At 71.7% G+C, this 25,516-nt stretch carries 21 protein-coding genes; 11 read left to right on the forward strand and 10 right to left on the reverse strand.

Annotated features, from left to right (window positions below; all coding sequences use genetic code 11):
• Positions 1–112: 112 nt before the first annotated feature.
• Genes ACIPJ2_RS06075 through ACIPJ2_RS06105 form a run of 7 tightly spaced genes read left to right on the forward strand, consistent with a single transcriptional unit; the run spans position 113 to position 8,147 of the window.
• On the forward strand, positions 113–724 hold the full coding sequence (locus ACIPJ2_RS06075) for an acyltransferase (RefSeq protein WP_402728007.1): 612 nt from the start codon (positions 113–115) through the stop codon (positions 722–724).
• A complete protein-coding gene (locus tag ACIPJ2_RS06080) occupies positions 721–1,839 on the forward strand; it encodes a DegT/DnrJ/EryC1/StrS family aminotransferase (protein ID WP_402728008.1) in 1,119 nt (372 codons plus the stop codon). The genes ACIPJ2_RS06075 and ACIPJ2_RS06080 overlap by 4 nt, the downstream gene beginning before the upstream one ends.
• Positions 1,836–2,831: a Gfo/Idh/MocA family protein gene (locus ACIPJ2_RS06085; RefSeq protein WP_402728009.1), complete on the forward strand. Its 996-nt coding sequence runs from the start codon at positions 1,836–1,838 to the stop codon at positions 2,829–2,831. The genes ACIPJ2_RS06080 and ACIPJ2_RS06085 overlap by 4 nt, the downstream gene beginning before the upstream one ends.
• Entirely contained in the window at positions 2,828–4,141 is a 1,314-nt protein-coding gene (locus tag ACIPJ2_RS06090; protein ID WP_402728010.1) for a nucleotide sugar dehydrogenase, read from the forward strand. Before ACIPJ2_RS06085 ends, ACIPJ2_RS06090 begins: the two co-directional genes overlap by 4 nt.
• Before the next feature lie 58 nt (positions 4,142–4,199).
• On the forward strand, positions 4,200–5,417 hold the full coding sequence (locus tag ACIPJ2_RS06095) for a glycosyltransferase (protein ID WP_402728011.1): 1,218 nt from the start codon (positions 4,200–4,202) through the stop codon (positions 5,415–5,417).
• A 39-nt stretch (positions 5,418–5,456) separates the two neighbouring features.
• A complete protein-coding gene (locus tag ACIPJ2_RS06100; RefSeq protein WP_402728012.1) occupies positions 5,457–6,695 on the forward strand; it encodes a lipopolysaccharide biosynthesis protein in 1,239 nt (412 codons plus the stop codon).
• A gap of 51 nt (positions 6,696–6,746) precedes the next feature.
• Positions 6,747–8,147, forward strand: a complete 1,401-nt coding sequence (locus ACIPJ2_RS06105) for a nitrous oxide reductase family maturation protein NosD (RefSeq protein ID WP_402728013.1) — start codon at positions 6,747–6,749, stop codon at positions 8,145–8,147.
• On the opposite strand, the gene ACIPJ2_RS06110 is transcribed toward ACIPJ2_RS06105, so the two are convergent.
• From ACIPJ2_RS06110 to ACIPJ2_RS06140, 7 genes are all read right to left on the reverse strand, one after another.
• Positions 8,132–9,652, reverse strand: a complete 1,521-nt coding sequence (locus ACIPJ2_RS06110) for a hypothetical protein (RefSeq protein ID WP_402728014.1) — start codon at positions 9,650–9,652, stop codon at positions 8,132–8,134. The two genes, ACIPJ2_RS06105 and ACIPJ2_RS06110, sit on opposite strands and share 16 nt — an antisense overlap.
• Positions 9,637–10,752: a glycosyltransferase family 4 protein gene (locus ACIPJ2_RS06115; RefSeq protein WP_402728015.1), complete on the reverse strand. Its 1,116-nt coding sequence runs from the start codon at positions 10,750–10,752 to the stop codon at positions 9,637–9,639. The genes ACIPJ2_RS06110 and ACIPJ2_RS06115 overlap by 16 nt, the downstream gene beginning before the upstream one ends.
• Positions 10,749–12,068 carry a glycosyltransferase family 4 protein gene (locus tag ACIPJ2_RS06120; protein WP_402728016.1) on the reverse strand — a complete coding sequence of 440 codons (1,320 nt, stop codon included), beginning with the start codon at positions 12,066–12,068 and terminating at the stop codon, positions 10,749–10,751. The genes ACIPJ2_RS06115 and ACIPJ2_RS06120 overlap by 4 nt, the downstream gene beginning before the upstream one ends.
• Positions 12,068–12,658 carry a sugar transferase gene (locus ACIPJ2_RS06125; RefSeq protein WP_402728017.1) on the reverse strand — a complete coding sequence of 197 codons (591 nt, stop codon included), beginning with the start codon at positions 12,656–12,658 and terminating at the stop codon, positions 12,068–12,070. The genes ACIPJ2_RS06120 and ACIPJ2_RS06125 overlap by 1 nt, the downstream gene beginning before the upstream one ends.
• The gene (locus ACIPJ2_RS06130) at positions 12,655–14,031 is read right to left on the reverse strand and encodes a polysaccharide biosynthesis tyrosine autokinase (protein WP_402728018.1); all 1,377 of its coding nucleotides are present in this window, start codon (positions 14,029–14,031) and stop codon (positions 12,655–12,657) included. The genes ACIPJ2_RS06125 and ACIPJ2_RS06130 overlap by 4 nt, the downstream gene beginning before the upstream one ends.
• Positions 14,032–14,132: 101 nt before the next feature.
• On the reverse strand, positions 14,133–15,569 hold the full coding sequence (locus ACIPJ2_RS06135; RefSeq protein WP_402728019.1) for a hypothetical protein: 1,437 nt from the start codon (positions 15,567–15,569) through the stop codon (positions 14,133–14,135).
• Between the two features lie 85 nt (positions 15,570–15,654).
• On the reverse strand, positions 15,655–17,502 hold the full coding sequence (locus ACIPJ2_RS06140; protein WP_402728020.1) for a hypothetical protein: 1,848 nt from the start codon (positions 17,500–17,502) through the stop codon (positions 15,655–15,657).
• Positions 17,503–17,748: 246 nt separating this feature from the next.
• On the opposite strand from ACIPJ2_RS06140, the gene ACIPJ2_RS06145 reads away from it, so the two are divergent.
• Complete coding sequence (locus ACIPJ2_RS06145) at positions 17,749–19,095, forward strand: right-handed parallel beta-helix repeat-containing protein (protein WP_402728021.1); 1,347 nt, start codon at positions 17,749–17,751, stop codon at positions 19,093–19,095.
• Between the two features lie 44 nt (positions 19,096–19,139).
• On the forward strand, positions 19,140–20,288 hold the full coding sequence (locus tag ACIPJ2_RS06150) for a class I SAM-dependent methyltransferase (protein ID WP_402728022.1): 1,149 nt from the start codon (positions 19,140–19,142) through the stop codon (positions 20,286–20,288).
• Here the strand turns inward: ACIPJ2_RS06150 and ACIPJ2_RS06155 are convergent.
• The 3 genes from ACIPJ2_RS06155 to ACIPJ2_RS06165 form a co-directional block, all read right to left on the reverse strand.
• Positions 20,260–20,661 carry a hypothetical protein gene (locus ACIPJ2_RS06155; RefSeq protein WP_402728023.1) on the reverse strand — a complete coding sequence of 134 codons (402 nt, stop codon included), beginning with the start codon at positions 20,659–20,661 and terminating at the stop codon, positions 20,260–20,262. The two genes, ACIPJ2_RS06150 and ACIPJ2_RS06155, sit on opposite strands and share 29 nt — an antisense overlap.
• Before the next feature lie 163 nt (positions 20,662–20,824).
• Complete coding sequence (locus ACIPJ2_RS06160; protein ID WP_281266791.1) at positions 20,825–21,655, reverse strand: aldo/keto reductase; 831 nt, start codon at positions 21,653–21,655, stop codon at positions 20,825–20,827.
• Positions 21,656–21,710: 55 nt separating this feature from the next.
• A complete protein-coding gene (locus ACIPJ2_RS06165; RefSeq protein ID WP_402728024.1) occupies positions 21,711–22,130 on the reverse strand; it encodes a pilus assembly protein CpaE in 420 nt (139 codons plus the stop codon).
• A gap of 229 nt (positions 22,131–22,359) precedes the next feature.
• Here ACIPJ2_RS06165 and ACIPJ2_RS06170 point away from each other — a divergent pair, with 229 nt between their 5' ends.
• Both ACIPJ2_RS06170 and tatA read left to right on the forward strand, forming a co-directional pair.
• Entirely contained in the window at positions 22,360–24,990 is a 2,631-nt protein-coding gene (locus ACIPJ2_RS06170; RefSeq protein ID WP_402728025.1) for a glycoside hydrolase family 2 protein, read from the forward strand.
• A gap of 166 nt (positions 24,991–25,156) precedes the next feature.
• Positions 25,157–25,426: a twin-arginine translocase TatA/TatE family subunit gene (tatA, locus tag ACIPJ2_RS06175; RefSeq protein WP_281266794.1), complete on the forward strand. Its 270-nt coding sequence runs from the start codon at positions 25,157–25,159 to the stop codon at positions 25,424–25,426.
• Positions 25,427–25,516: the final 90 nt, after the last annotated feature.

Raw genomic sequence — 25,516 nt, forward strand, 5'->3', positions numbered from 1 at the left:
TGAACCTCATGAGTGTGATTGTATGTAAAATCTCTGTTTGTGGTACTGCAGTGCTGAACCCCGGTACAGTTCCATCGACGGCACGGGGCCGTCCGGGAACCGGGGAGCGCGCATGCACGAACACGAACCGAGCTGGGACCCGTGGGTGTCACACGCCGCGGAGATCGCCCCCACGGCGTCGATCAGCCGAGGTGCCCGGGTCTGGGCCGGCAGTCACGTCGAGGCGGACGCGGTCGTCGGCGCGGAGTCCATCGTCGGTCGCGGCGTCACGATCGGGCGCGGCGTCCGTGTCGGCAGCAGGTGCAAGATCCAGAACGCCGCCCTGGTCTACGGTCCTGCGGCCCTCGGCGACGGAGTGTTCGTCGGCCCCGGCGTGGTGTTGACGAACGACACGGTGCCGCGAGCGGTCCTCCCCGACGGCACCGTCAAGTCCGGAGGCGACTGGCAGGCATCCGCGGTCGTGATCGACGACGGTGCGTCCATCGGCGCGGGGGCGGTGTGTGTCGCCCCGGTCCGGATCGGGCGATGGGCGATGGTCGCAGCCGGCGCCGTGGTCACGAGGGACGTCCCGGACCACGCACTGGTCGCGGGGGTGCCCGCGCGACGGATCGGCTGGGTCGGTCGCAGCGGTGTCCGGTTGGTCGAGGGCACAGGCACCCTCGTCTGCCCGCGGACCGGTGAGCGGTACACGGTCCACGGTGACGTGGTCGGACTGCTGCGATGAGCGTCGAGACGGTGGACGTGATCCCGGCCGCACGACCGCTCATCGGCGTCGAGGAGCGCCGCGCCGTCGACGCCGTCCTCGCGAGCGGTCGTCTGACCCAGGGCCCCGAGGTCGCGGCGTTCGAGCGGGAGTTCAGCACCACGCTCCTCGACGGGCGGCCGGTGGTCGCGGTGAACAGCGGCACGGCCGCACTGCACCTGGCACTCATCGCGCTCGGCGTCGGACGGGGGGACGAGGTCCTCGTGCCGTCGTTCACGTTCGCGGCCACGGCCAACGCGGTCCGGCTCGTCGGCGCGACTCCCGTCTTCGTGGACGTCGATCCGGACTCGTTCTGCATCGCGCCGACGGCACTGCAGCGTGCGGTGAGCGCGCGGACGCGGGCGATCGTCCCCGTCCACCTCTACGGACACCCCGCTGACATGACGGCGATCGCCGCCGTCGCCAGGGAGCACGACCTGCTGGTGGTCGAGGACGCCGCGCAGGCGCACGGCGCACGGTGGGTCGGCCGGCGTGTCGGGACCTTCGGGGATGCCGGGGCGTTCAGCCTCTACCCGACCAAGAACATGACGGCGGCGGAAGGTGGCATGGTCGCGACCGCGTCACCGTCGTCGGAGCGCGTGCTCCGGCTGCTCCGCAACCAGGGGATGGCCGAGCGGTACGCGAACGAGATCGTCGGGTTCAACGCGCGGATGTCCGACCTGCACGCAGCGATCGGCAGGGTACAAGCGCGCAAGGTGCGCGCCTGGACCGCGCAGCGGCAGGCGAACGCGGCGTACCTCGACGGAGAACTCCGCGGCGTCGTGACGCCGATCGTGCACGCCGAGGCGGAGCACGTGTTCCACCAGTACGTCGTCCGGGTGTCGGACGACCGCGACGGCTTCGTGGACGCGCTCCGCGACGAGTACGGGATCGGCGCGGGGGTCTACTACCCGACACCGGTGCACCGTCTGCCGTCGTTCGCCGACGCCGCGGTGTGCGGATCCGACCTGCACGAGACCGAACGTGCCGCCGCAGAGGTGATCGCCCTGCCGGTCTACCCCACACTCACCCTCCGTGAGCTCGACCGGATCGTGACCGCCGTGAACGCGCTCGCCGCGGCCGGAGGCTCCCGGTGACGCGGCCGCTGCGCGTCGGCGTCGTCGGCCTCGGCATGATGGGTCGGCACCACGCCAGGGTCCTGCGCGACCTCGGCGGTGTCGAGCTCGTGGGCGCGGCCGACGCGCTCGGTGACGTGCACGGAGCCGCTGGCGGGGCGCCGGTCGTCGCCTCCGTGGCGCAGTTGCTCGACCTCGGGCTGGATGCCGCGGTCGTCGCGGTGCCGACCGCCGCCCACGAACCCGTCGCCATCCGGCTCGCGGAAGCGGGCGTGCACGCGCTGATCGAGAAGCCGGTCGCCTCGTCCGCTGCCGGCGCGGCCCGACTGGTCGCCGCGTTCGCGAGCGCGGGACTCGTCGGCGCTGTCGGCCACGTCGAGCGCTACAACCCCGCACTGCAGGAGCTGCGCAGGCGGCTCGACGACGGGCAGCTCGGCGAGGTCTACCAGATCGCGACGCGGCGGCAGGGCCCGTTCCCGGCACGCATCGCGGACGTGGGCGTGGTCAAGGACCTCGCGACGCACGACATCGACGTCACGACGTGGCTCGCGCGGTCGCCCTTCGCCCGGCTCGCCGCGTTGGCGTGCCGCAGGAGCGGGCGTCCTCACGAGGATCTGGTCACCGTGACGGGCGAGCTCGAGGACGGCACGCTGACGACGCACCTGGTGAACTGGCTGACGCCGTTCAAGGAGCGCGTCGTCGTGGTCACCGGTGAGCACGGCACGTTCGTCGCGGACACGGTGAGTGCTGACCTGACCTTCCACGAGAACGGCACCGTCACGACCGGGTGGGACCAGGTAGCTGCCTTCCGCGGTGTCGCCGAGGGGCCGAGCACGCGGTTCGCGATCCAGAAGCGCGAGCCGCTCGTCGTCGAGCACGAGGCGTTCCGTGACGCCGTGCTCGGGAAGCCGACGGACATCGTGTCGCTCCGCGAGGGGCTCGGGATCGTCCGGATCGCCGAAGCGGTGCTCGAGTCCGCCCGGACCCGCACGACCGTCGAGGTGGCGGCATGAGGGTCGCCGTGGTCGGGCTCGGCAAGATCGGCCTGCCGCTGGCGGTGCAGTACGCGTCCTCAGGAGTGCGGGTGACCGGCCTGGACGTCGACCAGTGGGTCGTCGGTGCCGTGAACGCGGGGCGCGAGCCGTTCCCGGGCGAGCACGGTCTCGGCAAAGCCCTGACGGCCGTGGTCGAGGCGGGGGCGTTGCGGGCGACGTGTGACCCGGCGTTCGCGGTCGAGGACGCCGAGGTCGTGGTGGTCGTCGTCCCGCTCGTCGTCTCGGGGGACGGCGAGCCGGACTTCCGGGCGATGGACGCGGCGACCGAGTCGGTCGGCCGCGCACTCGCGCCGGGGACCCTCGTCGCATACGAGACCACACTGCCGGTCGGCACGACGCGTCACCGGTGGGTGCCTCGCCTCGAGGCCGCGTCCGGGCTGGTGCAGGGGGACGACTTCGACGTCGTCTTCTCGCCGGAACGGGTCCTGACCGGCCGGGTGTTCGCAGACCTCCGCCGGTACCCGAAACTCGTCGGCGGGCTGTCGGCGCGCGGCGCGGACCGGGCTCGGGCGTTCTACGAGCGCGTGCTGCAGTTCGACGACCGGCCGGACCTCGGGCGTCCGAACGGCGTCTGGGACCTCGGGACCGCAGAGGCGGCCGAGCTCGCCAAGCTCGCGGAGACCACGTACCGCGACGTCAACATCGCCCTGGCGAACGAGTTCGCGGTGTTCGCGGGACGGAACGGCATCGACGTCGACGTCGTGATCGACGCGTGCAACTCGCAGCCGTACAGCCATCTGCACCGACCCGGCATCGCGGTCGGTGGGCACTGCATCCCGGTGTACCCGCAGCTCTACCTCTGGAACGACCCGGATGCCTCGGTCGTGTCGACCGCTCGTCGGCGCAACGCGGCGATGCCCGAGCACGCCGTCGCGGTGCTGGAACGGTTGCACGGTGACCTCGCCGGTGAACGGGTGGTCGTGCTGGGGGCGTCGTACCGCGGGGGTGTGCAGGAGACGGCCTTCTCGGGGGTGTTCAGCACGGTCGCGGCCCTGCGCGCGCGGGGTGCCCTCGCGTCCGTGTCCGACCCGCTGTACACGGACGCCGAACTGGTCGGCCTCGGGCTGGTCCCGCACCGCGCGGGCGCGCCGGTGGAGGCGGCGATCGTGCAGGCGGACCACGCGGAGTACGCGACGCTCGGCGAGGACTCGTTCCCCGGCGTGCGCACGCTGCTGGACGGGCGGCGGGTCATCGACACGACGCGCTGGCCGTCGACGACGGTCGGGTCGATCGGCGCTCCTCCGGTTCGCCCCGCGCACCGCCCGTGATGGAATGCGACATGTGAAGAACTGGTGATCTGCGCGCGGAGGCACCTAGCGTCGCAGCATGCACTCCCGCCCTCGCCCGTTCGACATCGTCCACGTCTCGAGCGCACACCCCTGGACCGACAACCGGATCCACACCCGGGCGGCCACGACCGCGGCACACGCCGGGTACCGGACCGCGCTCGTGGCGGTCGACACCGGCGGTGGAAGCGCCGAGCGGGCTCCGGCCGACTGGGATCGCCCGGACGAGCGGAGCGGCGTGTGGGTCCGACGCCTTCCGCGGCGCGGGCGGCTCGGACGCCTGGTCGTCTCGACCGTCCAGGCGGTGCTCGCCGCGTTGTCGTCCCGGGCACACGTCGTCCACCTGCATGATCCGGAGCTGGCGTGGGCCGTCCCGCTCCTCCGCCTCGCGCGGCGCCGCGTCGTGTACGACGCGCACGAGGACCTGCCGGCGCAGGTCGCCGGCAAGGAGTACCTCGGGCGGATCCGCAGGGTCGCTGTCCCGATCGCCCGTGGCGTCGTCCGGTTGGCCGCCCACGCGGACGCCGTCGTCGCCGCGACCCCGACCATCGCGTTGCGGTTCCCGGCTGCTCGCACGACGGTCGTGCAGAACCTGCCGGTGCTCCGGGCGTCGGACGCCACCCTGGCTGATGCGTCCGGACGTCCGCCGATCGCGGTGTACCTCGGGGCACTGAGTCATGACCGCGGCATCGGCGTCGTCAGCGGCGTCGCCGGATCGCCGGCGCTGCCGTCGGGGTGGCGACTGCGCACGGCCGGACCGATCGACGGCGCGGTGGATCGCCGCGCGTTCGATGCCCTCTGCGGCACCGGTCGGATCGACCACCGGGGTGTGCTCCCGCCTGACCGGGCACGGGACCTGTTGCAGACCGCGCGGGTCGGACTGCTGCCCCTGCTGCCGACCGTCGCCTACGCGTCGTCCATCCCCACCAAGCTCTTCGAGTACCTGGCCGCCGGCCTCGCGGTGATCGCGACGGACGTCCCGTACTGGCGGGAACTCCTGGACGACATCGAGTGCGTGACCTGGGTGCCCGCGGGTGATCCGGACGCCGTGGTCCGGGCGCTGCAGCGGTACGCCGCCGATCCCGATCTGCTCGACGCACACGGGCGCGCCGGCCGTGCGCTGGTCGACGCGCGCTTCCGGTGGGACCACGAAGCGCCCGAGCTACTCCGGGTCTACCGACGGCTCTGCGGTGCTGCGCCGTTCGACGGGTACCTTCCCAGTTCGTCGGACGCCGACTGGAATGTAGTATCCAAGTGAACGCCCACTGCCCCTTGCACCTCACGAACGGCGGGTACCGTGCGCCGACCCCGACCTCGACCCACGCGTGCGATCCTCACGATCCTGTTCGGGACGCTGCTCGGCCAGGGCCTGGTCATCGCCGTCTCGCCGCTGTTGACCCGGCTGTACGCCCCGACGGACTTCGGCGTGCTCGCCGTCGTCACCGCGATCGCTTCCGTGCTCGGCGCGGGAGCGACCATGGGGACCGATCGCGCGCTCCCCGTGGCGCAGGACGCCACGATGCGCGCGCTCGTGCTGATCGGCATCGTCTCGACGGCGTTCGTCAGTGGTGCGACGGCAGTGGCCACCTGGCTCGCGCGCGATGCGCTCGCTGCGCAGTTCTCGGCGCCGACGTTCGCCGACCTCTGGTGGATCGTCCCGGTCACGACCGGGGCCGTCGGACTCCACCGGGTGGCAACCGCGGTGCTCGCCCGGGGCCGGCGTCACGGCTCGATCGCGATCCGGAACGTGTGCCAGGGGGTCGGGCAGACCGTGTGGAACCTCGTGATGGCCTCGACCGGAGCCCTCGGGCTCGCCGGCGGACTGGCTGCCGGGCGACTCGCGGCACTGCTCGGGATGCTCCGTCCGGCGTCGCTCCGAGTCAGCCCATCACCGCACTCCGTCCGGGCCGCGCTGACGGTGCACCGACGCTTCCTCTGGTTCACCCCGTGGTCCTCCATGCTCAACGTGGTCGGGCAGCAGGCACCGGGGCTGCTCATCGCCGCGGCGCACGGCAGTGCGGCGGCGGGACTGGTGGCCCTGACGATGCGGGTCCTCGGCTCACCGGTCGGGATGCTCGCGGACGCCGTCGCGCAGACGGTCGCCGGGACGATCGGTGGCCGGATCCGCGCCGGAGCGTCGGTACGAGATCCGCTCCGGCGGGTCGTGGGTCGTCTGCTGGTGCTCGGGGCTGCTACGGCCGTCGTCGTGATGATGTCCGGGCCGTCGGTGTTCGGTGCGGTGTTCGGGCCGGACTGGACACGGTCGGGCGAGTACGCGCGCATCCTGGCGCCGGCGTTCGCGCTCCAGGTCGCGGTGTCGCCGGTGAGCCAGGTACTCGGGATGCTCGGTCGACAGTCCTCGCAACTCGCCTGGGATGCCGGACGCTTGGTCCTGACGTCCGGTGCGGTGATCGTGCCGACGCTGCTCGGTGCGCCCGTGCCCGTGGTGCTGGCGGGGCTCTCCGGCGCGATGATCGCGTCCTACCTCGTGATGCTCGGGCTGGTGGTCGCGGCGACCCGGTCCGTCCGCGACTGACCGACTCGCACCCGTGCACGGACCGGTGCGACGGACGGACGGGGTCCGACGATGCGCATCGATGACGTCGCCCGTACCCTGACCCGTCGCGCGGCGCTGTTCGGCGCGGCAGCGGCTCCCGGCGCGGTGTTGATCGGACGCACGCCCTCCGCCCGGGCTGCGTCCGTGCCGCCCGCGCCGACGTCGGCGTCACGGTCCGCCTCGGACATCGACGCGACACGGCTGCAGGACGTCCTCGACCAGGCCCGCCCGCACGCCGTCGTCGACGTGACGCGTCGGTGGACGCTCGCGGAACCACTGGTCGTGGACCAGCCGCTGACGCTCCGGTTCGCCGGGGGATCCGTTGCCACGGACCGGGACATCGACCTCGTGCACATCCGGTCGAGCCTGGTACGCGTCGTCGACGCCGTGCTCGACGGTCCCGGTGCGGAGCACTCGGGGCTCGGTCGAGGCGTCCGCGCGACGGGCACGGCGAAGGCGCCCCTGCGGGACGTGCACGTCACGCGTGCACGTGTCCACGGGTTCCCGCACGACGGTGTCCTGCTCGAACACTGCGAGGGCTTCGTGGTCGACGACTGCGACATCGCGGACGTCGGGTACGCCGGGGTGCTCATGTTCTCGTGCGTCCGGGGTTCCGTCACCGGGAATCGCATCCGTCGTGTGACACAGCCGGCGCCGTACCCGAACTCGTACGGCATCGAGGCGGTCCGCGCCACGACGACCGGGCTCGACGACTCCCCGCGGAGCAGCCGGATCCTGATCGCCGACAACCACGTCTCGGGCGTCCCGCACTGGGAGGGCATCGACACACACGGCGGCTCGTCGATCGCGATCGTCCGGAACCGTGTCGAGGACTGCCGGGTCGGCATCGCCGTGGTGCCGTCGAAGGACGAATCCGACGCGTCGGCGACGAAGTACGCGCCGCTGGACTGCTCGGTGGTCGACAACGTCGTCTCCCGCTCGACGCAGGGGCCGGGCTCGGGCATCATCGTGCGTGGTGCGGGCGAGACCGTGGGGTCGGCCGCGGAGCGCGCGACCGGGATCGTGCTCCGGAACACCGTGACCGGGTACGGCGACGGTGATCGTGACGCGGGGATCCTCGTCTACCTGACCCGCGGCGTCGTGCTCGCGCACAACCGGTGCACCGACGGTGTCCGTCGGGGTGTCTCGCTCTACCACTCCAACGAGGACCTCACGCTGATCGGCAACGTGGTGGCCGGCCTCCGACCGCAGGGGACCGCCACGTCGGTCGCCGTCGACGTCCGGGCGACGGCGAACACGGTCGTCCTGCTCGACAACCGCTACACCGCTGGTGCGACCGCGCCGCCGGTGTACGGCGTGCAGTGCCGGCAGGCCGACAACGACGTGGTGCTGGTCGCGAACGACTGGCGGGCCACGACGACGCCCGTCGTGGCGACGGCCGGGGCGGTGACGCGCTACCGAGAGGGGTGAGGCGCCACCGGCGGAGCGACGTCCGGGCGCCCGACCGGCGCGGCCCCGGTGGCCCCGGGCGCGCGCCAGACCCTGGGCGCGCGCCCAGCCCCGGGCGCGCGCCCGACCCCGGGCGCGCGCCCGGCCTCGGTGGCGCAGGCGGTACCGTCCGCGCGGTCCCACCCGCTCCGCGGGGCGATCGCGAGCACGATCGTCCCGACGAGCAGCCCGTGCGAGAGCATCGCCGTGAAGATCGACGTGTTGCTCAGCATGATGCTCGGCATCACGACCGCCATCGCCGCCACCCGGAGCGGCAGTCCCCGGGCGGCGAGGTCGAGCCCCCGGAGCCACAGCAGCAGCGCTGCCGCCGCCACCGGGATGCCCGCCCACCCGAGGTTCGCGAACCCGTCGGCGAACAGGTTGGCGTTCGCGTAGCCCGTCGACCCCGGCACGAGGAAGTCCGCGATGCGCTTCGGTGGCGGCAGGTCGTACGGGTAGTCCACCCAAGCCCGGAGGAACGAGTACCCGTACTCGGCGACGGGGTTGTCCGAGAAGTACTGCACGTACACCGAACTGAGGAGCCCAGGCGTGAGCATGAACCGTCGCGTGAACACCGACGTCCACGTGATCCCGCCCTGGACCTCGTCGGCGACGGCGGACACGATCATGATGACGATCGGTGCGACCAGGAGCGGGGTCGATCCGCGCGCGGACCGACCCCGGAAGAGGACGGCCATGCCGAGCACGGCGACGAAGGAGAACAGGACGGCCTTGAACCCGGTGCTCGAGTACAGCAGGAACTGCCCGACGACCGCGGCGGCGACCAGGCTCGGCCGCCGTCGTGCGAGTCCGCGGGCGAGCACGAGCGGGTTGATCACGTACGCCTGCCCGGTGAGCAGGTAGCCGAGCGTCCCGCCCGTGCCGACGTCCGCTGCGTACTCGGCGCGCACGTCGTAGATGTCGTCGAGCGCAAGGAAGCGGACCTGCAGCCCGACGGTCGCGACCATCACGCCGTAGGTCGCCGCCGAGTACACGCCGCACACCGTCCAGGTCAGTGCCCCGCGGTCGATACCGCGCGCCCCGAGTGGGATCCGGTCGACGCCGCTCACCGCCGGTGGGGCCGGTGCCCGCGGCGTCGCGATGCAGACCAGCGCGAACGACACCCCGACCGCGGCGCTCAGTGCGAGGGCGGTGTCGGTCGGCAGGTACCCGGTCGAGGGGCTCATCAGCATGGTCGGTGCGACGCACACCACGAAGATCGTCCAGAGCACCACGTGCGACGGCCTGCGCACGACGGCGGGCAGCGCCAGGGCGACGGCCGCGGTCAGGGCGGTCACCACCACCCGGAGCTGCCACGGCGCGTCGACGTGCGTGAACCCGTTGTAGGAGAAGAGCGGTGCCACCAGGTTCGCCGCGATCCAGTCGGTCGTGATGCCGAGCACCGCGACCGTGGCGCACACCACGATCACTCGGCGGAGCAGCGCGACGAGGAGCGATCGCTCTGCCGCCGTCAGCGACGCACGCACGGCAGGAGCTCGTCGTACATCGCGACGAGGCGATCAGCCTCACGGTGCCACCGGAACCGCTGCGCCGCTCGCCGTGCCTCCGCGCCGTGCCGGAGCAGCAGGCCCGGATCCTCGGCGTAGCGGCGCACGGCACCGGCGATCGCGGCGGGGTCGTCCGGCGGCACGAAGGTGACGCAGTCCGAGCCATCGAGCAGCATCCGCAACAGCGGGGTGTCCGTCGCGATCACCGCGAGGCCCGCTGCGAGGTACTCGAACAGCTTCGTCGGGAAGATCTGGTCCGTGACGGGCGTCCGCCGGAAGGGGATGACGCCGATCCGCGCGCCGAGCAGCAGGTCGCGCGCCTGCATCGGGCCGACGACCCCGCCGTGGCGGAGCCGGCCGCTCGACTCGGCGTCACGGAGCGCCGTCGTGTCCGTGGCGGCGTCGATCGCCCCCACGAGCTCCATCCGCCAGCCCGGCGGGAAGTCCGGCTGGCCGGGGACGGCCGCGACCACGTCGATGCCACGGTCGTGACTCAGGACGCCGACGTGCGCGACCACGGTGGGCCGAGCCTCCAGTCCGGTCTGCGCATCGTCGGCCGCGCGCCGCAACGGGTAGTTGTGGATCGCGATCCGCCGCGCCGCCGGGAACCGGCGGCCGGTCCACTCGGTCGCCGTGACGACCCGGTCCGCGGTGCCGGCGAGCCGGAGCAGGCCGTGCGACAGGGCGGAGAGCACCGCCCGCTGCCGGTACGACAGGTAGTCCTTGCCCCAGATCTGGTCGGGCAGGTCCTCGTGTGCGTCGTACACGACGATCCGGCCGGCGGCGCGGAGCACGGGGATGGTCCAGATGAGCTCCGGGTCGTGGAGGTGGACGAGCCGCGCCCGCGACCGCAGCGCCAGCACGAGCGCCTGCGTCGTGGAGACGAGCATCCGTCGGAGACGGCGGCGGCGCGGGATCCGGACGACCTCCACAGCGGTGGGCGGAGCGTCGAGGGCGCAGTCGACCGCGATCAACCGCACGCGGTACCCGGCATCCGCCGCCGCAGCGGCTTCGCGGAGGTGCACGCGGTTGTCCACCCACGGATGGGCGCTCGAGACGTGCACGATGTCCGGCGTCATGCGGCGCTCGCCGCAGCGTCGAGCGCGCCGGCGTACCGGCTGGCGAGCATGCGGTAGTCGTTGTCGCGGAGGACGTGCGCGCGGCCGCGCGCGCCCATGGCGTCGCGATCCGGAGCCGGCATGGCGGCGAGTGCGAGCATGCCCTCCGCGAGCGCGGCCGGGTCGTCCGGGGGGACCTGCAGCCCGCAGCGCGCCGCGGCGACCGGTGCCAGAGGCACCGGAGCCGCGACCAGCAGCGGCCGCCCGGCGAGCATGTACTCGTACTGCTTGTTCATCGAGACCCCGTACCGGTAGAGCGGCAGGTCGTGCATCGTGACGGCGAGGCAGTCGGCCTGCTGGCCGATGCGGCGGGCCTGGTCCTGCGGCACGCGTCCGTCCCAGATCACGTCCGGGGCGGACGGGAGGCTCGACACGCGTTCCCGGAGTGCGCCCACGTCGGCGCCGTCCCCGACCATGCGGAGTCGGAGCTGCGGTCCGCCGGCGGCGCCGGCACGGCCCGTTGCGAGGACGAAGGCGTCGAGGAGGGTCTCGAGGGCGTTCGCCGGGCCCATCGACCCGATGTACGCGATCGTGAACGGAGCGGACCCATCGGCGTCGGGTGCGCCGGCTCCGCTGGTCTGGTCGACTGTGCTGGTCTCGTCGGCTGTGCTGGTCTCGTCGACGTCGACGTCGTTTTCGGCGGTCCGCACGCCGTTCGGTACCCACGTGAACGGCCTGGGCTGGCCGCGCTCGGCGTAGTACCTGCCGACGCCGTCGAGGGGCGACACGAGGTGCGCGGCACGGTCGACGGTGCGCCGTTCGACCGACCGGAGCACCCGGACGAGCGGATGGCGTTCAGCGAGCCCGGCGAGCCCGATCGCGGACTCCGGCCACAGGTCGCGGGGCTCGAACACGAACGGCACGCGGAACCGGGCGGCCAGGAGCGACGCGGCCCAGGCGGCGAGCGGGTGGAACGAGCTCCCGACCACGACGTCCGGTCTGGGGAGCCCACGGAGCGTGCCGGGGACGAGGAGCAGGACCGTGAAGGACACGATGTCGGCGAGGCGCCTGGTGGTGCGCCGGAGCCCGGCGCCGCGGTGGTCGACACCGCGGAGCCAGCAGAACTCGTAGCCGGCGCCCGCCCATCGCTCGCGGAGGCGGCCTCGTCGCATGTGTGCGCGTCCGGTGGGGTGGTCGGTGCCGGCGGCGACGACGACGGTGCGCCAGCCGTGGTCGCCGAGGTGCTCCGCGAGCAGCTGGTGACGAGTGGCGCGACCGTCGCGTTCGTGGTGGTGGGCGTAGTGGTTGACGATCCACACGACGCGCTGCCCGGGCATCACGTGCTCGTCCCGGTGAACGCCTCGCTCGTCGCGTGACCCGGCGTCGTGATGCCCTCGCGGCGGAGCACGACCCCGATCGTCCGCAGCAGGATGCGGGCGTCGAGGGCGAGCGACCTGGTGTCCACGTACTCGAGGTCCGAACGCAGCCGCTCCGGCCACGGCAGCGCGTTGCGACCCCGGACCTGCGCGAGCCCCGTGAGGCCGGGGCGGACGTCGTGCCGCCGGTGCTGCTCGGGTGTGTAGAGGTCGAGGTATCGGCAGAGGCTCGGTCGCGGCCCCACGAAGCTCATCTCGCCGACGAGCACGTTCCAGAGGCTCGGCAGCTCGTCGAGGCTCGTCGAGCGGAGCCAGCGACCGAAGGGGGTGAGGCGATCGGCGTCGTCGACCGTGCCGTCGACTGCTGCCGGTTCGAGCATGGTGCGGAACTTGACGATGGTGAACGTCGTGCCGTGCAGTCCGGGCCGGTCCTGGCGGAAGAGCACGGGGCGGCCGAGGCGCACCGCGACGAGCACCGCGAGCCCGATGAGCAGTGGGGACAGGCCGAGGAGGGCGAGCGCCGCCCCGATCGCATCGAGCGCGCGCTTCACGAAGTGCTCCTCAGGGCGATCGGCGCGGACGTGGTGGTACCGGGGCGTGCGTAGTAGCCGTCGGCCACCGGTCGTCGCGACTTCGTCAGGACGACGCCGTCGACCCGCTCGCCGACGCGGGTCAGCGCGGTGACCGCGAGCCGGACGTCCGAGCGCTTGGTCTGACCGGCGGCAGCGACGAGGAGTGTGGCGGAGACGAGCGTGCTGACGAGCGCTGCGTCGGTCACCGCCAGGACCGGCGGTGTGTCCACGAGCACGACGTCGAACCGCTCGGTGAGGTCCGCGATGACCTGTTCCATCGCCGCCGAGCCGATGAGTTCGCTCGGGTTCGGCGGGATCGTCCCCGCGGGGAGCACGCTGAACGCGTCGACCCCCCATTCCTGCAGGACGTCGTCGAGTTCGGCACGGCCGACGAGCAGATCGGTGAGGCCGACGGCGCCCTCGAGGTCCAGGGTGCTCGCGACGTTCGGGCGTCGGAGGTCCGCGTCGACGACCACGGTGCGCACGTCGCTCTGGGCCAGGGCGATCGCGAGGTTCAGTGTCGTGGTGGTCTTGCCCTCGGCAGGACGCGGGCTCGTGACGGCGATCGTGGACACCCCGCCGGTCCGCAGGAACTGCAGGTTGGTGCGGAGGCTGCGGAACGCCTCCGCCCGGGTGGTCGTGCCCTCGTCGCGGGCGATCAGCGGCTGCCGGGAGGCCTCCGGGTCCATGCCGATCTCGCCGATCAGCGGGACGTCGGCGTCGATGTCCTCTGCGGACCGGACGCGCGTGTCGGCAGCGGCGCGGAGGAGGGCGAGTCCGGTCCCGGATGCCAGTCCGGCGGCGAACCCGAGAGCGAGGTCCGCGGACGTCCTCGGCGCGATCGGTGCGGTCGGGACCGATGCCTCCGACACGCGTTCGAGACGGACGGACGGTTCTCCGGAAGCGGTCCTCGGCTCGATCTCGGAGACGACCTCGGCGAGGACCCGACCCGTTGCGGCGGCGATGCGCGCGGCGGCCCGGGCATCGCCGTCGGTGACCGAGATCTCGATGATCACCGTCCCGGTGCTCACCACGGAGGTCACACGGCGCCCGAGCGCCGCGGGGGTCGTGTCGAGCCGCAGCGCGGCGATCACCTGCTCGAGGACCCGCGGTGACGACGCCAGCACCGTGTACGACTTGATCTTCTGCTGCGCGGCGGTGGACCCCTGGGCGATCTCACCAGCGGAGGCGCTCTCCTGCCCCGCCACGGAGACGTAGTACGACGTCGACGCGCGGAACGTGGGCGGTGTCGTGCTCGTCACCAGGAGCGCGACGCCGCCGCCGACGATCGAGACGGCGAGCACGATCCACCATCCGGAGAGGAGGGCTCGTGCGACGACGAAGTGGTTCATGCGGGGTCCCCGGTCTCTGGACTCGGTCGGTTCTGTGGCCACGGGTGCCGGGCGAGGAGACGTCCTGTTGCCTGCGGGCGTCTCCTCGCCCGGCCGCCGTCTCAGTTCCGGGTGTCGGCCGGCACCCGGAAGAGCTGCGACGTCTCGGTCTGGCCGAACGCGGTCTGCCGGATCGCGAACGCGTAGTCCGTGGCTCCGACGGGGACCTCGGCGGTGAACGACCAGTTGCCGCGGTCGTCGACGTCGAACGGGCCACCGGGGACGATGACCTCGCCCGTGGCGTCCACGACCTGGAACGTGGCTCCGGGCGTCGCGGTCCCGGTGAAGGTGTTCGTCGTCCCGGGAGCCACCGTGTCCGGACCGGTCCGGGTGACCGGCGAGAGGGTGCCTGCCTCGATCCGCACGGGCGTCGTCGCCGATGCTGCGAGCGAGCCCTGCGGAGCGGAGCCGGTGACGGACATCCCCAGCTCGCCGGTGTCGGCGGCGTTCCCCGGGTTCTGCACCGGGACACCGAACCGGACCTCTTGCCCCGCGGTGAGCTTCCACCCGGCGTTGCCCGGCGCCCACCGGAAGGTGACCGATCGACCGTCGGCCGAGACCGAACCGTCGACGAGGTTGTCCGCGGGGAAGTCCGTCCAGTCGCCACCCGATGCCGGACGCTGCTGGCCGCGGACCGTCGTGAGCGCTCGCGGGAAGGTGGTGCCGTCCGGCGCGGTGAACGTGACCCTGGCGTCCGATCCCGGGGTGGCGAACTCCGCGGTGGCACGGAGGTGTCCGAACACCGTGGTGGTCGATCCGGCCGGCAGCGTCGTCGTCGTCCCGGTGATGCCCGTGAGCAGCTGCTTCGGTGCGAACGTCACGTCGACGGAGGTCTGGTTCCGGTAGGCGTTGTCGACGTACTGCTGGAACGTCAATGTGTTCTTGCCGGGGTTGAGCCCGCCGATGACGGCGCTCCAGGTGCCGCTCGCGTTCGCGGTCGCCACGACGGTGTTGTTCCGGCGGATGGACGCGTTCGGCGTCGCAGTCCCGGTGATCGACGCCGATCGCGCGGAGTCGTCCTGTCCCGTCACCCGCGCGGTGATCGAGCGGACCGCGTACGGACGCGTGATCGCGCCGAGCGACGTGGTCGTCTTGCTGTACCAGCCGATGCCGAAGATGTCGCGCGCGTAGGAGTGCACGTACCCGGACGAGATCGTCTCGCCTTCGCGCCAGGACGACGGCCAGGGCACGAGGATGCCGTACCTGGTGTCGACCTCTTTGCGCTCGATGCCGACGCTCGGGATCTTGACCCAGGAACTGCACGACTTGGCCAAGTTGCAGACCGGCGTCGCGAAGATGTACATGCCGTTCTCCTCGGCATCCACGCGGACGTCCCGGGGCGCGCTCACCGTGGTGTTCGGCGTGATGGGCGTTTCCTGGCCGACGCGGGAGACCGCATCGGGTGATGCTGTCGTGGACGCCCCCGCGGTGAGCGTGCCGACGGCGAGCAGCGCGGCGGTCGTGGCGGCGGCGATACTCCGACGGCGGTGCTTGGTCATGTGGTTCCTCCTCGATGGGGATCGGATGGCAGGCGGTGGGCGGGGCCGTCGCCGTGGGTTCGACGGCCCCGCCGGTCAGTCCGGGTCAGCGGGTGTTCGCCGACACGGTGAAGAGCGACGTGGTGTAGGTCGCCCCGTCGATGGTGATGCGGAGCTTGAACTTGAAGTCGAGCTGCCCGGCCGACACCATCCGGTCGAACGACCACGTGCCGTCTCCACCGATCTCGTGGCGTCCCGGCACGATTGCGTTGCCGGATGCGTTGAGCACCTCGAACGCCGCGCCCTTCGGTCCGCTGCCGGTGAAGGTGTTCACCTCTCCGGGCCGCACCGACCGCGTGTCGAGCGTGACCGGGTCGAAGCCCTGGTTCGCGTGGAGCACGAACAACTCGGAGGTCTCCGTGACGTCGCCCTTGCTCTGCCGGATCTTGAACCGGAACTCGGTCGCGCCGGACGAGATGACCCGGTCGAACGTCCAGTTGCCGTCCGGGTCGATGGTCAGCGTGCCCGGCACCAGCGGCGTGTCGGACACGTTCAGGACCTCGTACGAGGCGTCCGGCTCGCCACGACCGGAGAAGGTGTTCGTCACGCCAGGCGTCACGGTGTCCGGCCGGTCGAGGGTGATCGGCGCGAGCTTGTTCGTCGAGCCCGGGTTCACCGTCACCTCGGCGACCGTGGTGTTCGCGCCCCTGGAGTGCTGCACGACCCGGAGGACGTGCTCGGAACGGTCGAGCGTCGTGGTGTCCACGGTCCAGCGTTCGTTCGGAAGGACGCCGTCCTGGCTCCGCCCGATGACCGCGTCACCATCGGTGACGTCGTGGACCTCGATCCGGGAGCCCGGTTCGCCCCTGCCCTCCATGTGGAGCGCTCCGCCGGTGTGTGTCGCGCCGTCCTCCGGAGTGGTGATGCTCACCGGAGAGCCGTAGTCCACGGACCTGGTCACGTCGTGCACGGTGTCGCGGAGCCCGTCGAGGAACTGTGCAGCCGTCACCGCGTACCGGCCGCCTGCGTCCGGAGCCGGGATCGTCGTCGCCCAGGCGCCCGTCACGGCGTCGGCGATGACCGACGCGCCGATCTGCTGACCGTCTGGACGGAAGAGCGACACGCGTGCGCCCGGATGCGCCGTCCCGGACGCGCGGACGGCGGCGTCGACGTCGGCGGGGAAGGTGGTGTCGAAGGTCAGGGCATCGGCCGTCAGCTCCGCGGTGAGCGTTGCCTCGCCCGTCTTCGTGACGCCCTCGTACTGCTCGAGTCCGATCTCGTTGGGACCGAAGGCCAGGGATCCGACGGAGGTCGACCAGCGGCCGTTCTGGTCGACCCACACCGGTGCACCGCCGTTCACCAGGATCCTCGCACCGGCGGCGCCCGTTCCCGAGATGCGCGCCGTCCGCGTGAGGACGTCGACGCCGTCGACCTGGGCCGTGAAGCCGGAGACGAACTCGTCGATCGTCGGGATGCGGTCGGCCACCGTCCGGGACTGGAGTCGCATCACGTCGTCCTTGTTGAACAGCCCGAGGTAGCCGTCGTTGTACGTCGACTTGATGCCGGTGCCGATCGGGTTGTTCGATCCCGTGTTGGCCGCCTGTGTGAAGAGCTGTGCCGGGTCGCCGGCGACACAGTCCTCGAGCGTGACCGGGGACGAGTTGGTGATGGACCGGCTCTCGGCGGTCAGGCAGAGTCCGGGATCGGACTGGGGGCGGACGGTCGACGTCGATCCGGCCGCGGGGACGAACCAACTGGCTGCGGCAGCCCGTGCCTGGGCCAGGGTCGCGGCACGGTTCGCGGGGACCGGTTGACCGGCGCGTCCCGCGGACGGTGCACTGAAGGCGAGCGCCCCTTCGAACGACGACGTCTCCGTCACGAGCGGGCCGACGACCTGGGCGTCGTCGAGGGTCGATGCTGCCCAGGCGTTGGTGCTGGTGAGGCTCGCGGTCACCGTGGTGAGTATGAGCACGCTCGCACCGAGGGTCCGTTTCGTCCGGCCCGTGCATTGCGACTTCGGCATTGCTGCCCTTTCTGTCGAATTGAGGAGTGACACGGAAGATATCAGATACGAGTGACCCTGTGGGTACGAAATGCAACATTCACAAACGCACTTATTCCCGCAATATCGACCATTTGCGCATGCCTTTCCCCGGGCCGAGTGCGCGAGTATTCTGATATCCGAGGAAAGGGGATCGCGATGGATGGACCACAGCCCCCGACGCGTCGTTCCGTCGTCATCGGCGGCGCCGCCGGTGTCGTCGGCGTCGTCGCTGCCGTGGTGGTCGCGACGTGGGGCCGCGGCGGGAGTGCGGACGGGGAGACGGGTGCTCCGGACGCGCTGCAGGCCTCGCTCGACGCGCTGCCGGTCGGCGGGACGCTGACCATCAGCGAGCCGGTCGAGCGATCGACGTCGCTGACGGTCGTGCGCGCCGTCACGATCCGGTTCACCGGCGCGGGGGCGATCCGGATGACCGCGGACCAGGACGCCGTCGTCGTGCGTGCGTCCGACGTCCGGATCGTCGCACCGGAGATCACCGGGGTCGGAGCTCCCAGCGGCGGCCGGTCGAACGCGATCACCGTGCGCGGCAAGCGATCGACGCCCCTGTCCGACGTCCGGATCTCGGGCGGACACCTGCGGGACGTCCCGCGCGACGGCGTCCACGTGGAGTACGCGGACCGTGTCGTCGTCGAGCGCGTGTCCGTCGCCAGGGTGGGGTACGCGGGGGTGCTCCTGCTCGGTGTGACGGACTCCGTGGTGCAGGACAGCGTGGTCTCGGACATCCGGCAGCGTGCGGACGAGGTGAACTCCTACGGCATCACGGTGACCAGGGACGCCACGGCCGGCACCGCGGTCACCCGGCGGTCGTCGGGCGTCCGGGTGCTGCGCAACCGCGTCAGCGGCGTCCCGGCGTGGGAGGGGATCGACACCCACGCGGGTGACCGGATCGAGATCCGGGACAACGTCGTCAGCGGATGCCGGGTCGGGATCGCGGCGGTCCCGAGCAAGTCGGCGACCGACCGTGGCACCACGGACGTCGCACCGACCGGCCTCGTGATCGCCGGCAACCGCGTCACCCGGACCGGTGCCCTGGCTGCCGGGTCGGGGATCGTCGTCAGTGGAGCCGGCACCACGGTCGGGTCGACTGCACCGCGGGCAACGGGGTCCGTCACGGGCAACACCGTCACCGGGGCCGGCGGCACCGACGCGGGCGGGATCCTGGTGAAGCTGACGCGCGGGCTCACCGTCGCGGACAACGCCATCGTGTCGAGCGTCGACGACGCGATCGCGGTCGAGCACTCGAACGCCGCCCTCACGGTGCGCGGGAACCGGATCACCGGTGTCTCCGGCGACGCGGTCGCCATCGACGTCCGGTCCGCCGCGAACGACGGCAGGATCACGGGTAACCGCGTGGACCGGACGGAGCCACGAGTGCGCGTCGGGTTGCGGTTCGGCGATCGGACCAACCGCTTCGTGGTCAGCGGGAACACGTTCAGCGGGGCGACCGTCCACGAGTCGGACGGGGGTGCCCACATCACACGATGACCGGTTCCGCGCCGGTCGAGAGCCCGACCGACTACGCTGCACCGGTGCCCGCGTTCGACTTCGCCGACCTCTTCCGACGGACGCCCGACGACGACGGGCCCGACCTGCTCGCGATCGACGGCACCGACCGCTTCATCCTCGACGAGGCGCCGCACGTGCACGGCGACGCGCTGCGGCAGCCAGGAGCGGTCGCGATCGTGGACGACCAGCGCGGCGTCCTCACGATCGGCGTGATCGCGGTCCACGGGGCCACGAACGTCCGCGTCGTGCAGGACTCGCTCGTGTCGCAGCGTGCCCTGCAGGCGAACGCCGGCACGTTCGGCCACCGGGGTTTCCACCACCCGGACTCCCTCGAGGACGCGTTCCGGGACGCCCGGCTCGTGCTGCTCCGCCTGACGAAGTCCCTGGACCGCCTCGACGAGATCGCCAGGGCCGTCGCACGCTTCGCCGCACCGGACGTCGTGCTGCTCTGCGGTGGACGGACGAAGTTCATGACCCTGTCGCAGAACGACGTCCTCCGACGGTCCTTCGGCGAGGTCGTGGCGTCCCGCGGGCGTGCGAAGTCGCGGCTGCTCGTCGCCCAGGACCCCCTGACCGCCGCCGCGAACCGTGCGGCCATCACGGCGCCCTGGCCGCGCGTGGTGCACAACGACGAACTCGGGATGTCCATCGCCGCGCACGGCGGGGTCTTCGCCGGTTCCTCCCTGGACATGGGCACCCGGGTGCTCCTCGACGCGATGGACGACGCCGTGCCGACCGCCAGGGTCGCCGTCGACCTCGGCTGCGGGAACGGCGTCATCGCGACGGCGATCGCCAGGCGACGGCCGGGGATCCGTGTCGTCGCGACCGACGTCTCGCACGCGGCGGTCGCGAGCACCCGCGCGACCGCCGACCGCAACGGCGTCGGCGACCGCGTCACCACCGTCCGGAGCGATGCCGGCGACGAACTCGACGAGGGGTCCGCCCAGCTGGTCCTGTGCAACCCGCCGTTCCACGCGGACACCACCGTGAGCACGGACGCGGCTGAGGCGATGTTCCGGAACGCGGCCACGATCCTCCAGTCCGGCGGCGAACTGTGGTGCGTCTGGAACTCGCACCTGCGTTACCGGCCGGTGCTGGAGAAGGTCGTCGGACCGACCCGTCAGGTCGTCCGCACGGACAAGTTCACCGTGACGGCGTCCCGCCGGGCCTGACGAGCCGGCTCGCCAGCAGGCCGCGGTCGACTCGCGGGCGCGTCAGTGGGTGGTCGGGACCCCGGTGCCGCGTGCGACACGGTTCGGCGACCACGACACGGGCCGGCGCGGGACCGAGCAGCCGGACACCGTGCAGGAGCAGGGCGGACTCGTGGGCGAACACCGCGCCGCCGGGCAGCCGGGGGAGGACGGCACTGACCCGTACGAGGTGCCGCGCCCGGTCGTCGAGCGCGAGCCACTGCGCACGGTCGACGTACAGTCCGCGACCGATCCGCACGAGGTCGGCGCCGGCGCGGCGCTGCACGGCCCGCGCGACGGACGGCGGCGTGCGGTCGTCGACGCGCACGACCGGGCAGTCCGGGAGCAGGATCACACGCCCATCATGGCGGGCGTGAGGCGAGCCTCCCGGCTTGTCCACAGGCGCCCGCGTGATGTGCGCGTGCAAACGACAAGTGCGCATGCGGGCGCATGCGCACTTGTCGTCAAGGCGAGCAGCTGCCGAGCCCGCCCACAGGAACGAGCCCGACCAGAACCGCCTACTCCGGGATGTAGGCGAACGTGTCGGGGTCCGGCCCCGTGCGGTGCCCCTTGTCGAGCGTCGTGATGTCGGTCATGTCCTCGTCGGACAGCTCGAAGTCGAAGATCGCGAAGTTCTCCTCGACGCGGGCACGGGTGACCGACTTCGGGAAGACGATGTCGCCGCGCTGGATGTGCCAGCGGAGCACGACCTGCGCGGGGCTCTTGCCGACCGACTCCGCGATCCGGACGATCGTCGAGTCGTCGAGCACCAGGCCCTGGGCGATCGGGGACCATGCCTCCGTCGCGATGCCGAGTTCGCGGTTGACCGCGCGCAGCGACTCCTGCGCCAGGTAGGGGTGCACCTCGATCTGGTTCACGGCCGGGGTGATCGTCGTCTCGGCGACGAGCTTGCGGAGGTGGTGCGCCTCGAAGTTCGAGACACCGATCGAGCGCGAGGTGCCGGCGGCGTAGAGCTCCTCGAACGTCTTCCACGTCGGCACGAAGTCGCTGACGGTCGCGAGCGGCCAGTGGATCAGGAACAGGTCGGTGTAGCCGCCGAGCAGGTCGGCCGACTTCTTGCCGTTCTCCAGCGCGAGCGCGGGGTCGTGGAAGCCGTTGTTGAGCTTCGAGGTGACGAAGATCTCGGACCGGGGGATGCCCGACTCGGCGATCGCCTCGCCGACCTCTTTCTCGTTGCCGTACATCTCGGCGGTGTCGATGTGGCGGTAGCCGACCTCGAGCGCCGTCAGCGTCGCTTCCTTCGTCGACGAGGGGTCGATCTGGAACACGCCGAAGCCGAGCTGCGGGATGGTCTTGCCGTCGTTGAGTGTGATGTTCGGAACGGTCATGGTCCCAGACAACCAGGGAACACCCGAACTCCATTCTGGATTCGTTCAGGCACGCTCACTCCAGCGCGGCCGTGATGTAGGCCACCAGGGCCTGCCCGTACGCGATCGCCGGGTCCGCAGCAGCGAACGACCGGTCCTCGCCCCGGAGCACGACCGTCACCGTGTGCACCACACGCTCCCCGGCGGCGACCCGGGTGAGCCCGACGAACGACGGTCCGAGCAGCTCGCGCAACTGGTCCTCGCGGGGCAACCACAGCGACTCGGCTGCGGTCACCGAATCGAGCGCCCACTCGGTCGTCCCGTTGAACCCGAGGATGGTGCCCGACGGGTGGTCGTGCCGCTCGACGGTCATCTCGGACACGGTGTACACGTCGTCGTCGACCCCGGGCTTGTCGATGACGAACCGGTCCCCGGTCTCGGGGTTCCAGCGGAGTCCGGCTGCGCGGAGGTCCTTGGCGAGTTCGACGGTGATCACCTCCCCAACCTGCCACGGCAGCCCGTACGGATGTTCCCGAAAGCAACCCGTACTAGCATCGCGGAGCACCCTCGTGCGTGGATCACCCGACTGTTCCACGCGCGCGACGCGACGACGCCCGGACGACCGGTGCCGTGCCTCCAGGCGGTTGAACCGGCCACGGGACGGTCCGCCGGCCGGGCCCCGACCGCGGTGGGCCACGGATCGGCCCGCCCAGAGAAGGATCCGCATGACGCTCGAACGCGAGGAACTCCGCGACGCCTGGACCGTCGCCATGGTCGCCGAGACCGCTCCGGCGACCGCGCCGGCCGGTGCCATCGCCGGCATCCCCGCCACGGTCCCCGGTCAGGTGCACACGGATCTCGAGCGCGAGGGCCTGCTCGCCGACCCGACGCTCGACCGCGACGAGGACGCCGCGAAGTGGGTCGGGCGCGCCGATTGGACGTACTCGCGCACGGTCGACGTCGACCCCCGTGGTCACGAGCGCGTCGACCTGGTCTGCGACGGCCTCGACACCGTCGCCGAGCTGACGCTGGACGGCGTGCAGATCGGTGCCACCCGGAACATGCACCGCCGCTACCGCTTCGACCTCCGCGACACCACGGACGGCAGCAACACCAGGACCGAGCGCGACCTCGAGATCCTGTTCGAGTCGCCCTACCGCGAAGCCGGGCGCGTCGCGGCCCGCGCCGGCGCGATGCCCGGGCCGTACGACGAGCCCTTCCCGTACGTCCGCAAGATGGCGTCGAACTTCGGCTGGGACTGGGGGCTCACCGCGGTGACCAGCGGCCCCTGGCGTCCCATCGCGATCGAGCGCTGGTCGACCGCGAGGCTCCGCGACGTCCGGCCGCTCGTCGACATCGAGGCGGGCGAAGGCGTCCTCGACGCACACATCGCGTTCGAGCGGTCCGGACTGAACGACCTCGACCAGGACGGCGAGGACGACGACCTCGTGCTCGTCGTCACGGTCTCCGGCGAGACCGAGGACGGCGCGAAGACCCGGCAGCGGTCTCGCGCGCAGGTCACCCCGAAGCAGGACGAGACCGTCGTCACCGTCCGGGTCCCCGAGGTGCAGCGGTGGTGGCCGCGTGGGTACGGCGAGCAACCGCTCTACGACGTCGTCGTCGAGCTGCAGACCGTCGACGGCGAGGTCCTCGACCGCCAGGCGTTCCGCACCGGGTTCCGGTCGACGCGGATCGACACCGCGGTGGACGACATCGGTCGTCCGTTCGACGTGTACGTCAACGGCACGCGCATCGACGTCCGCGGTGTGAACTGGATCCCCGACGACGTCATCGTGTCGCGGGTCGACCGTCCGCGGTACGGATCGCGCCTGCGTGCAGCGGCCGACCTCAACGTGAACATGGTCCGCGTCTGGGGCGGTGGCGTGTACGAGTCGCACGACTTCTACGAGGTCTGCGACGAGCTCGGCCTGCTCGTCTGGCAGGACTTCCCGTTCGCCTGCTCGGCCTACCCCGAGGACGAGCCGCTCCGCAGTGAGGTCATCGCCGAGGCCCGCGACAACGTCGCCCGGCTCTCCCGGCACCCCTCGCTCGTGCTCTGGAACGGCAACAACGAGAACATCTGGCTGCACGACGTCGACGGCTGGGACCGGGCGCTCGGGGAGCGCGGCTGGGGGCTCGACTACTACCTCGACCTGCTGCCGACGATCGTCGATGCGGTCGACCCGTCGCGGTTCTACACGGTCGCGTCGCCGTGGTCCGGCTCCGAGTCGCTGTTCGCGAACGACGTCGACCACGAGACGCACCACTCGTGGGACGTCTGGAACCGCCTCTCCGACGACCACTACCGCGACTCGGTCCCCCGGTTCGTGTCGGAGTTCGGCTGGCAGGCACCGCCCGCGTGGCGCACCATGCGCGACGCGGTCTCGGACGAGCCGATGACGCCGTCCTCGCCCGGTGTCGTGCACCACCAGAAGGCCGCATCCGGCATGCAGAAGCTCGCGGACGGGCTCGCGCCCCGGTTCGGCGTCGTGCCGTCCGACTTCGACCGGTGGCACTACCTGACGCAGCTCCAGCAGGCGCGCGCCATCGCGACCGGCGTCGAGCACTGGCGCACGCACTGGCCCCGCAACACCGGGGTCATCGTCTGGCAGCTGAACGACCTGTGGCCCGTGTCGTCGTGGTCGGCGATCGACTCGGCAGGGCGGCTGAAGCCGCTGGCGCACGAGCTGCGCCGGCTGTACGACGACGTCCTGGTGGCGATCCGGCCCGTCTCGTCGGTCCGGACGGTTCCTGCCCCGGACCGGACTGGAGGCTCGGATCACCCGACCGCGTCGCTGCCGGTCGCGGACGTGGCCGGTTCCGCACCCGCCGGCTCCTCGCCGATCGAGGTGGCCGTCCGGTCGACCCGCCGCGGTCTCGACAGCGTGGTCCGCGTCCGGCGCATCGACCTCGCCGGCCGTGTCCTCGCCGAGGAGACGTTGCCCGTGCACCTCGACGCGGCCGGTGTCGCGGTCGTGACCCTGCCCGACGCGGTCGGGGTGGTGGGCGACCCGACCGGTGAGCTCGTCGTGGCCGACATGGACTGGCGTCGCGCGGTGTGGACTCCGGCGCCGGACAAGGACATGCGGTGGGAACCGGCGCACTACCGCGCGGCGTTCACCCCCGCGGCGGACGGCGACGGGCTCGACCTGGTCGTCGAGGCCGAGTCGCTCGTGCGTGACCTGCTCCTCCAGCCCGACCGGGTGCAGCCGGGTGGCACCGTCGACCGCGGGTTCATGACCCTGCTGCCGGGTGAGCGGGTCGCGTACCGCCTGCACGGCGTGACCGAGGCGGACATCCCGAGCCTGACCGGGACCGCCGTGCTGTGGTCGCTCGACCGCGTGCTGGCGGACTGACCTCCTGGCGCGCTGATGGTGTCGATCCTGTGCGGGAGGTGTTCGTTCGGGCGCTCGACCTGGGCTTCCCGGCCCGTGCGAGTTACGATGGACGGACCACGGCTTCCGCCGGGCTCGTCGATGACGACGAGCTGACGGCGACCACTTCCAGAATCAAGGAGTCATGATGCTCGGAAACCTCACCGGTGTACACCTGCTGATCATCCTCGGCATCGTGGTGCTGCTGTTCGGCGCGACGAAGCTGCCGGCGCTCGCCAAGGGCCTCGGCCAGTCCATCAACATCTTCAAGAAGGAGATGGACACCGACGACAAGAAGGCCAAGGGCACGGACGGCACCACCGTCCAGAGCGTCCCCGCCGACCAGGCTTCGACGGCCGCCCCGGTCGTCAACCCGGCGCCGTCCGTCCAGCCCAACTCGGACTCACGCACCAACTAGACATCCCAGCCCCGGGAACGACCGAGCCCCGCACCTGTCCACAGGTGCGGGGCTCCGTCGTTCCCGGGGCGCTCCGAGGGCGCATGATGA

This window comes from Curtobacterium sp. NPDC090217 (assembly GCF_044746705.1).
Taxonomy (GTDB): Bacteria; Actinomycetota; Actinomycetes; order Actinomycetales; family Microbacteriaceae; genus Curtobacterium.

Coding starts and splice junctions, on each gene's coding strand:
- ACIPJ2_RS06105 (WP_402728013.1), top strand. CDS start 6,747: ATGCGCATCGATGACGTCGCCCGTACCCTGACCCGTCGCGCGGCGCTG.
- ACIPJ2_RS06130 (WP_402728018.1), bottom strand. CDS start 14,031: ATGAACCACTTCGTCGTCGCACGAGCCCTCCTCTCCGGATGGTGGATC.
- ACIPJ2_RS06170 (WP_402728025.1), top strand. CDS start 22,360: ATGACGCTCGAACGCGAGGAACTCCGCGACGCCTGGACCGTCGCCATG.
- ACIPJ2_RS06145 (WP_402728021.1), top strand. CDS start 17,749: ATGGATGGACCACAGCCCCCGACGCGTCGTTCCGTCGTCATCGGCGGC.
- tatA (WP_281266794.1), top strand. CDS start 25,157: ATGCTCGGAAACCTCACCGGTGTACACCTGCTGATCATCCTCGGCATC.
- ACIPJ2_RS06135 (WP_402728019.1), bottom strand. CDS start 15,569: ATGACCAAGCACCGCCGTCGGAGTATCGCCGCCGCCACGACCGCCGCG.
- ACIPJ2_RS06120 (WP_402728016.1), bottom strand. CDS start 12,068: ATGCCCGGGCAGCGCGTCGTGTGGATCGTCAACCACTACGCCCACCAC.
- ACIPJ2_RS06115 (WP_402728015.1), bottom strand. CDS start 10,752: ATGACGCCGGACATCGTGCACGTCTCGAGCGCCCATCCGTGGGTGGAC.
- ACIPJ2_RS06095 (WP_402728011.1), top strand. CDS start 4,200: ATGCACTCCCGCCCTCGCCCGTTCGACATCGTCCACGTCTCGAGCGCA.
- ACIPJ2_RS06090 (WP_402728010.1), top strand. CDS start 2,828: ATGAGGGTCGCCGTGGTCGGGCTCGGCAAGATCGGCCTGCCGCTGGCG.
- ACIPJ2_RS06075 (WP_402728007.1), top strand. CDS start 113: ATGCACGAACACGAACCGAGCTGGGACCCGTGGGTGTCACACGCCGCG.
- ACIPJ2_RS06080 (WP_402728008.1), top strand. CDS start 721: ATGAGCGTCGAGACGGTGGACGTGATCCCGGCCGCACGACCGCTCATC.
- ACIPJ2_RS06160 (WP_281266791.1), bottom strand. CDS start 21,655: ATGACCGTTCCGAACATCACACTCAACGACGGCAAGACCATCCCGCAG.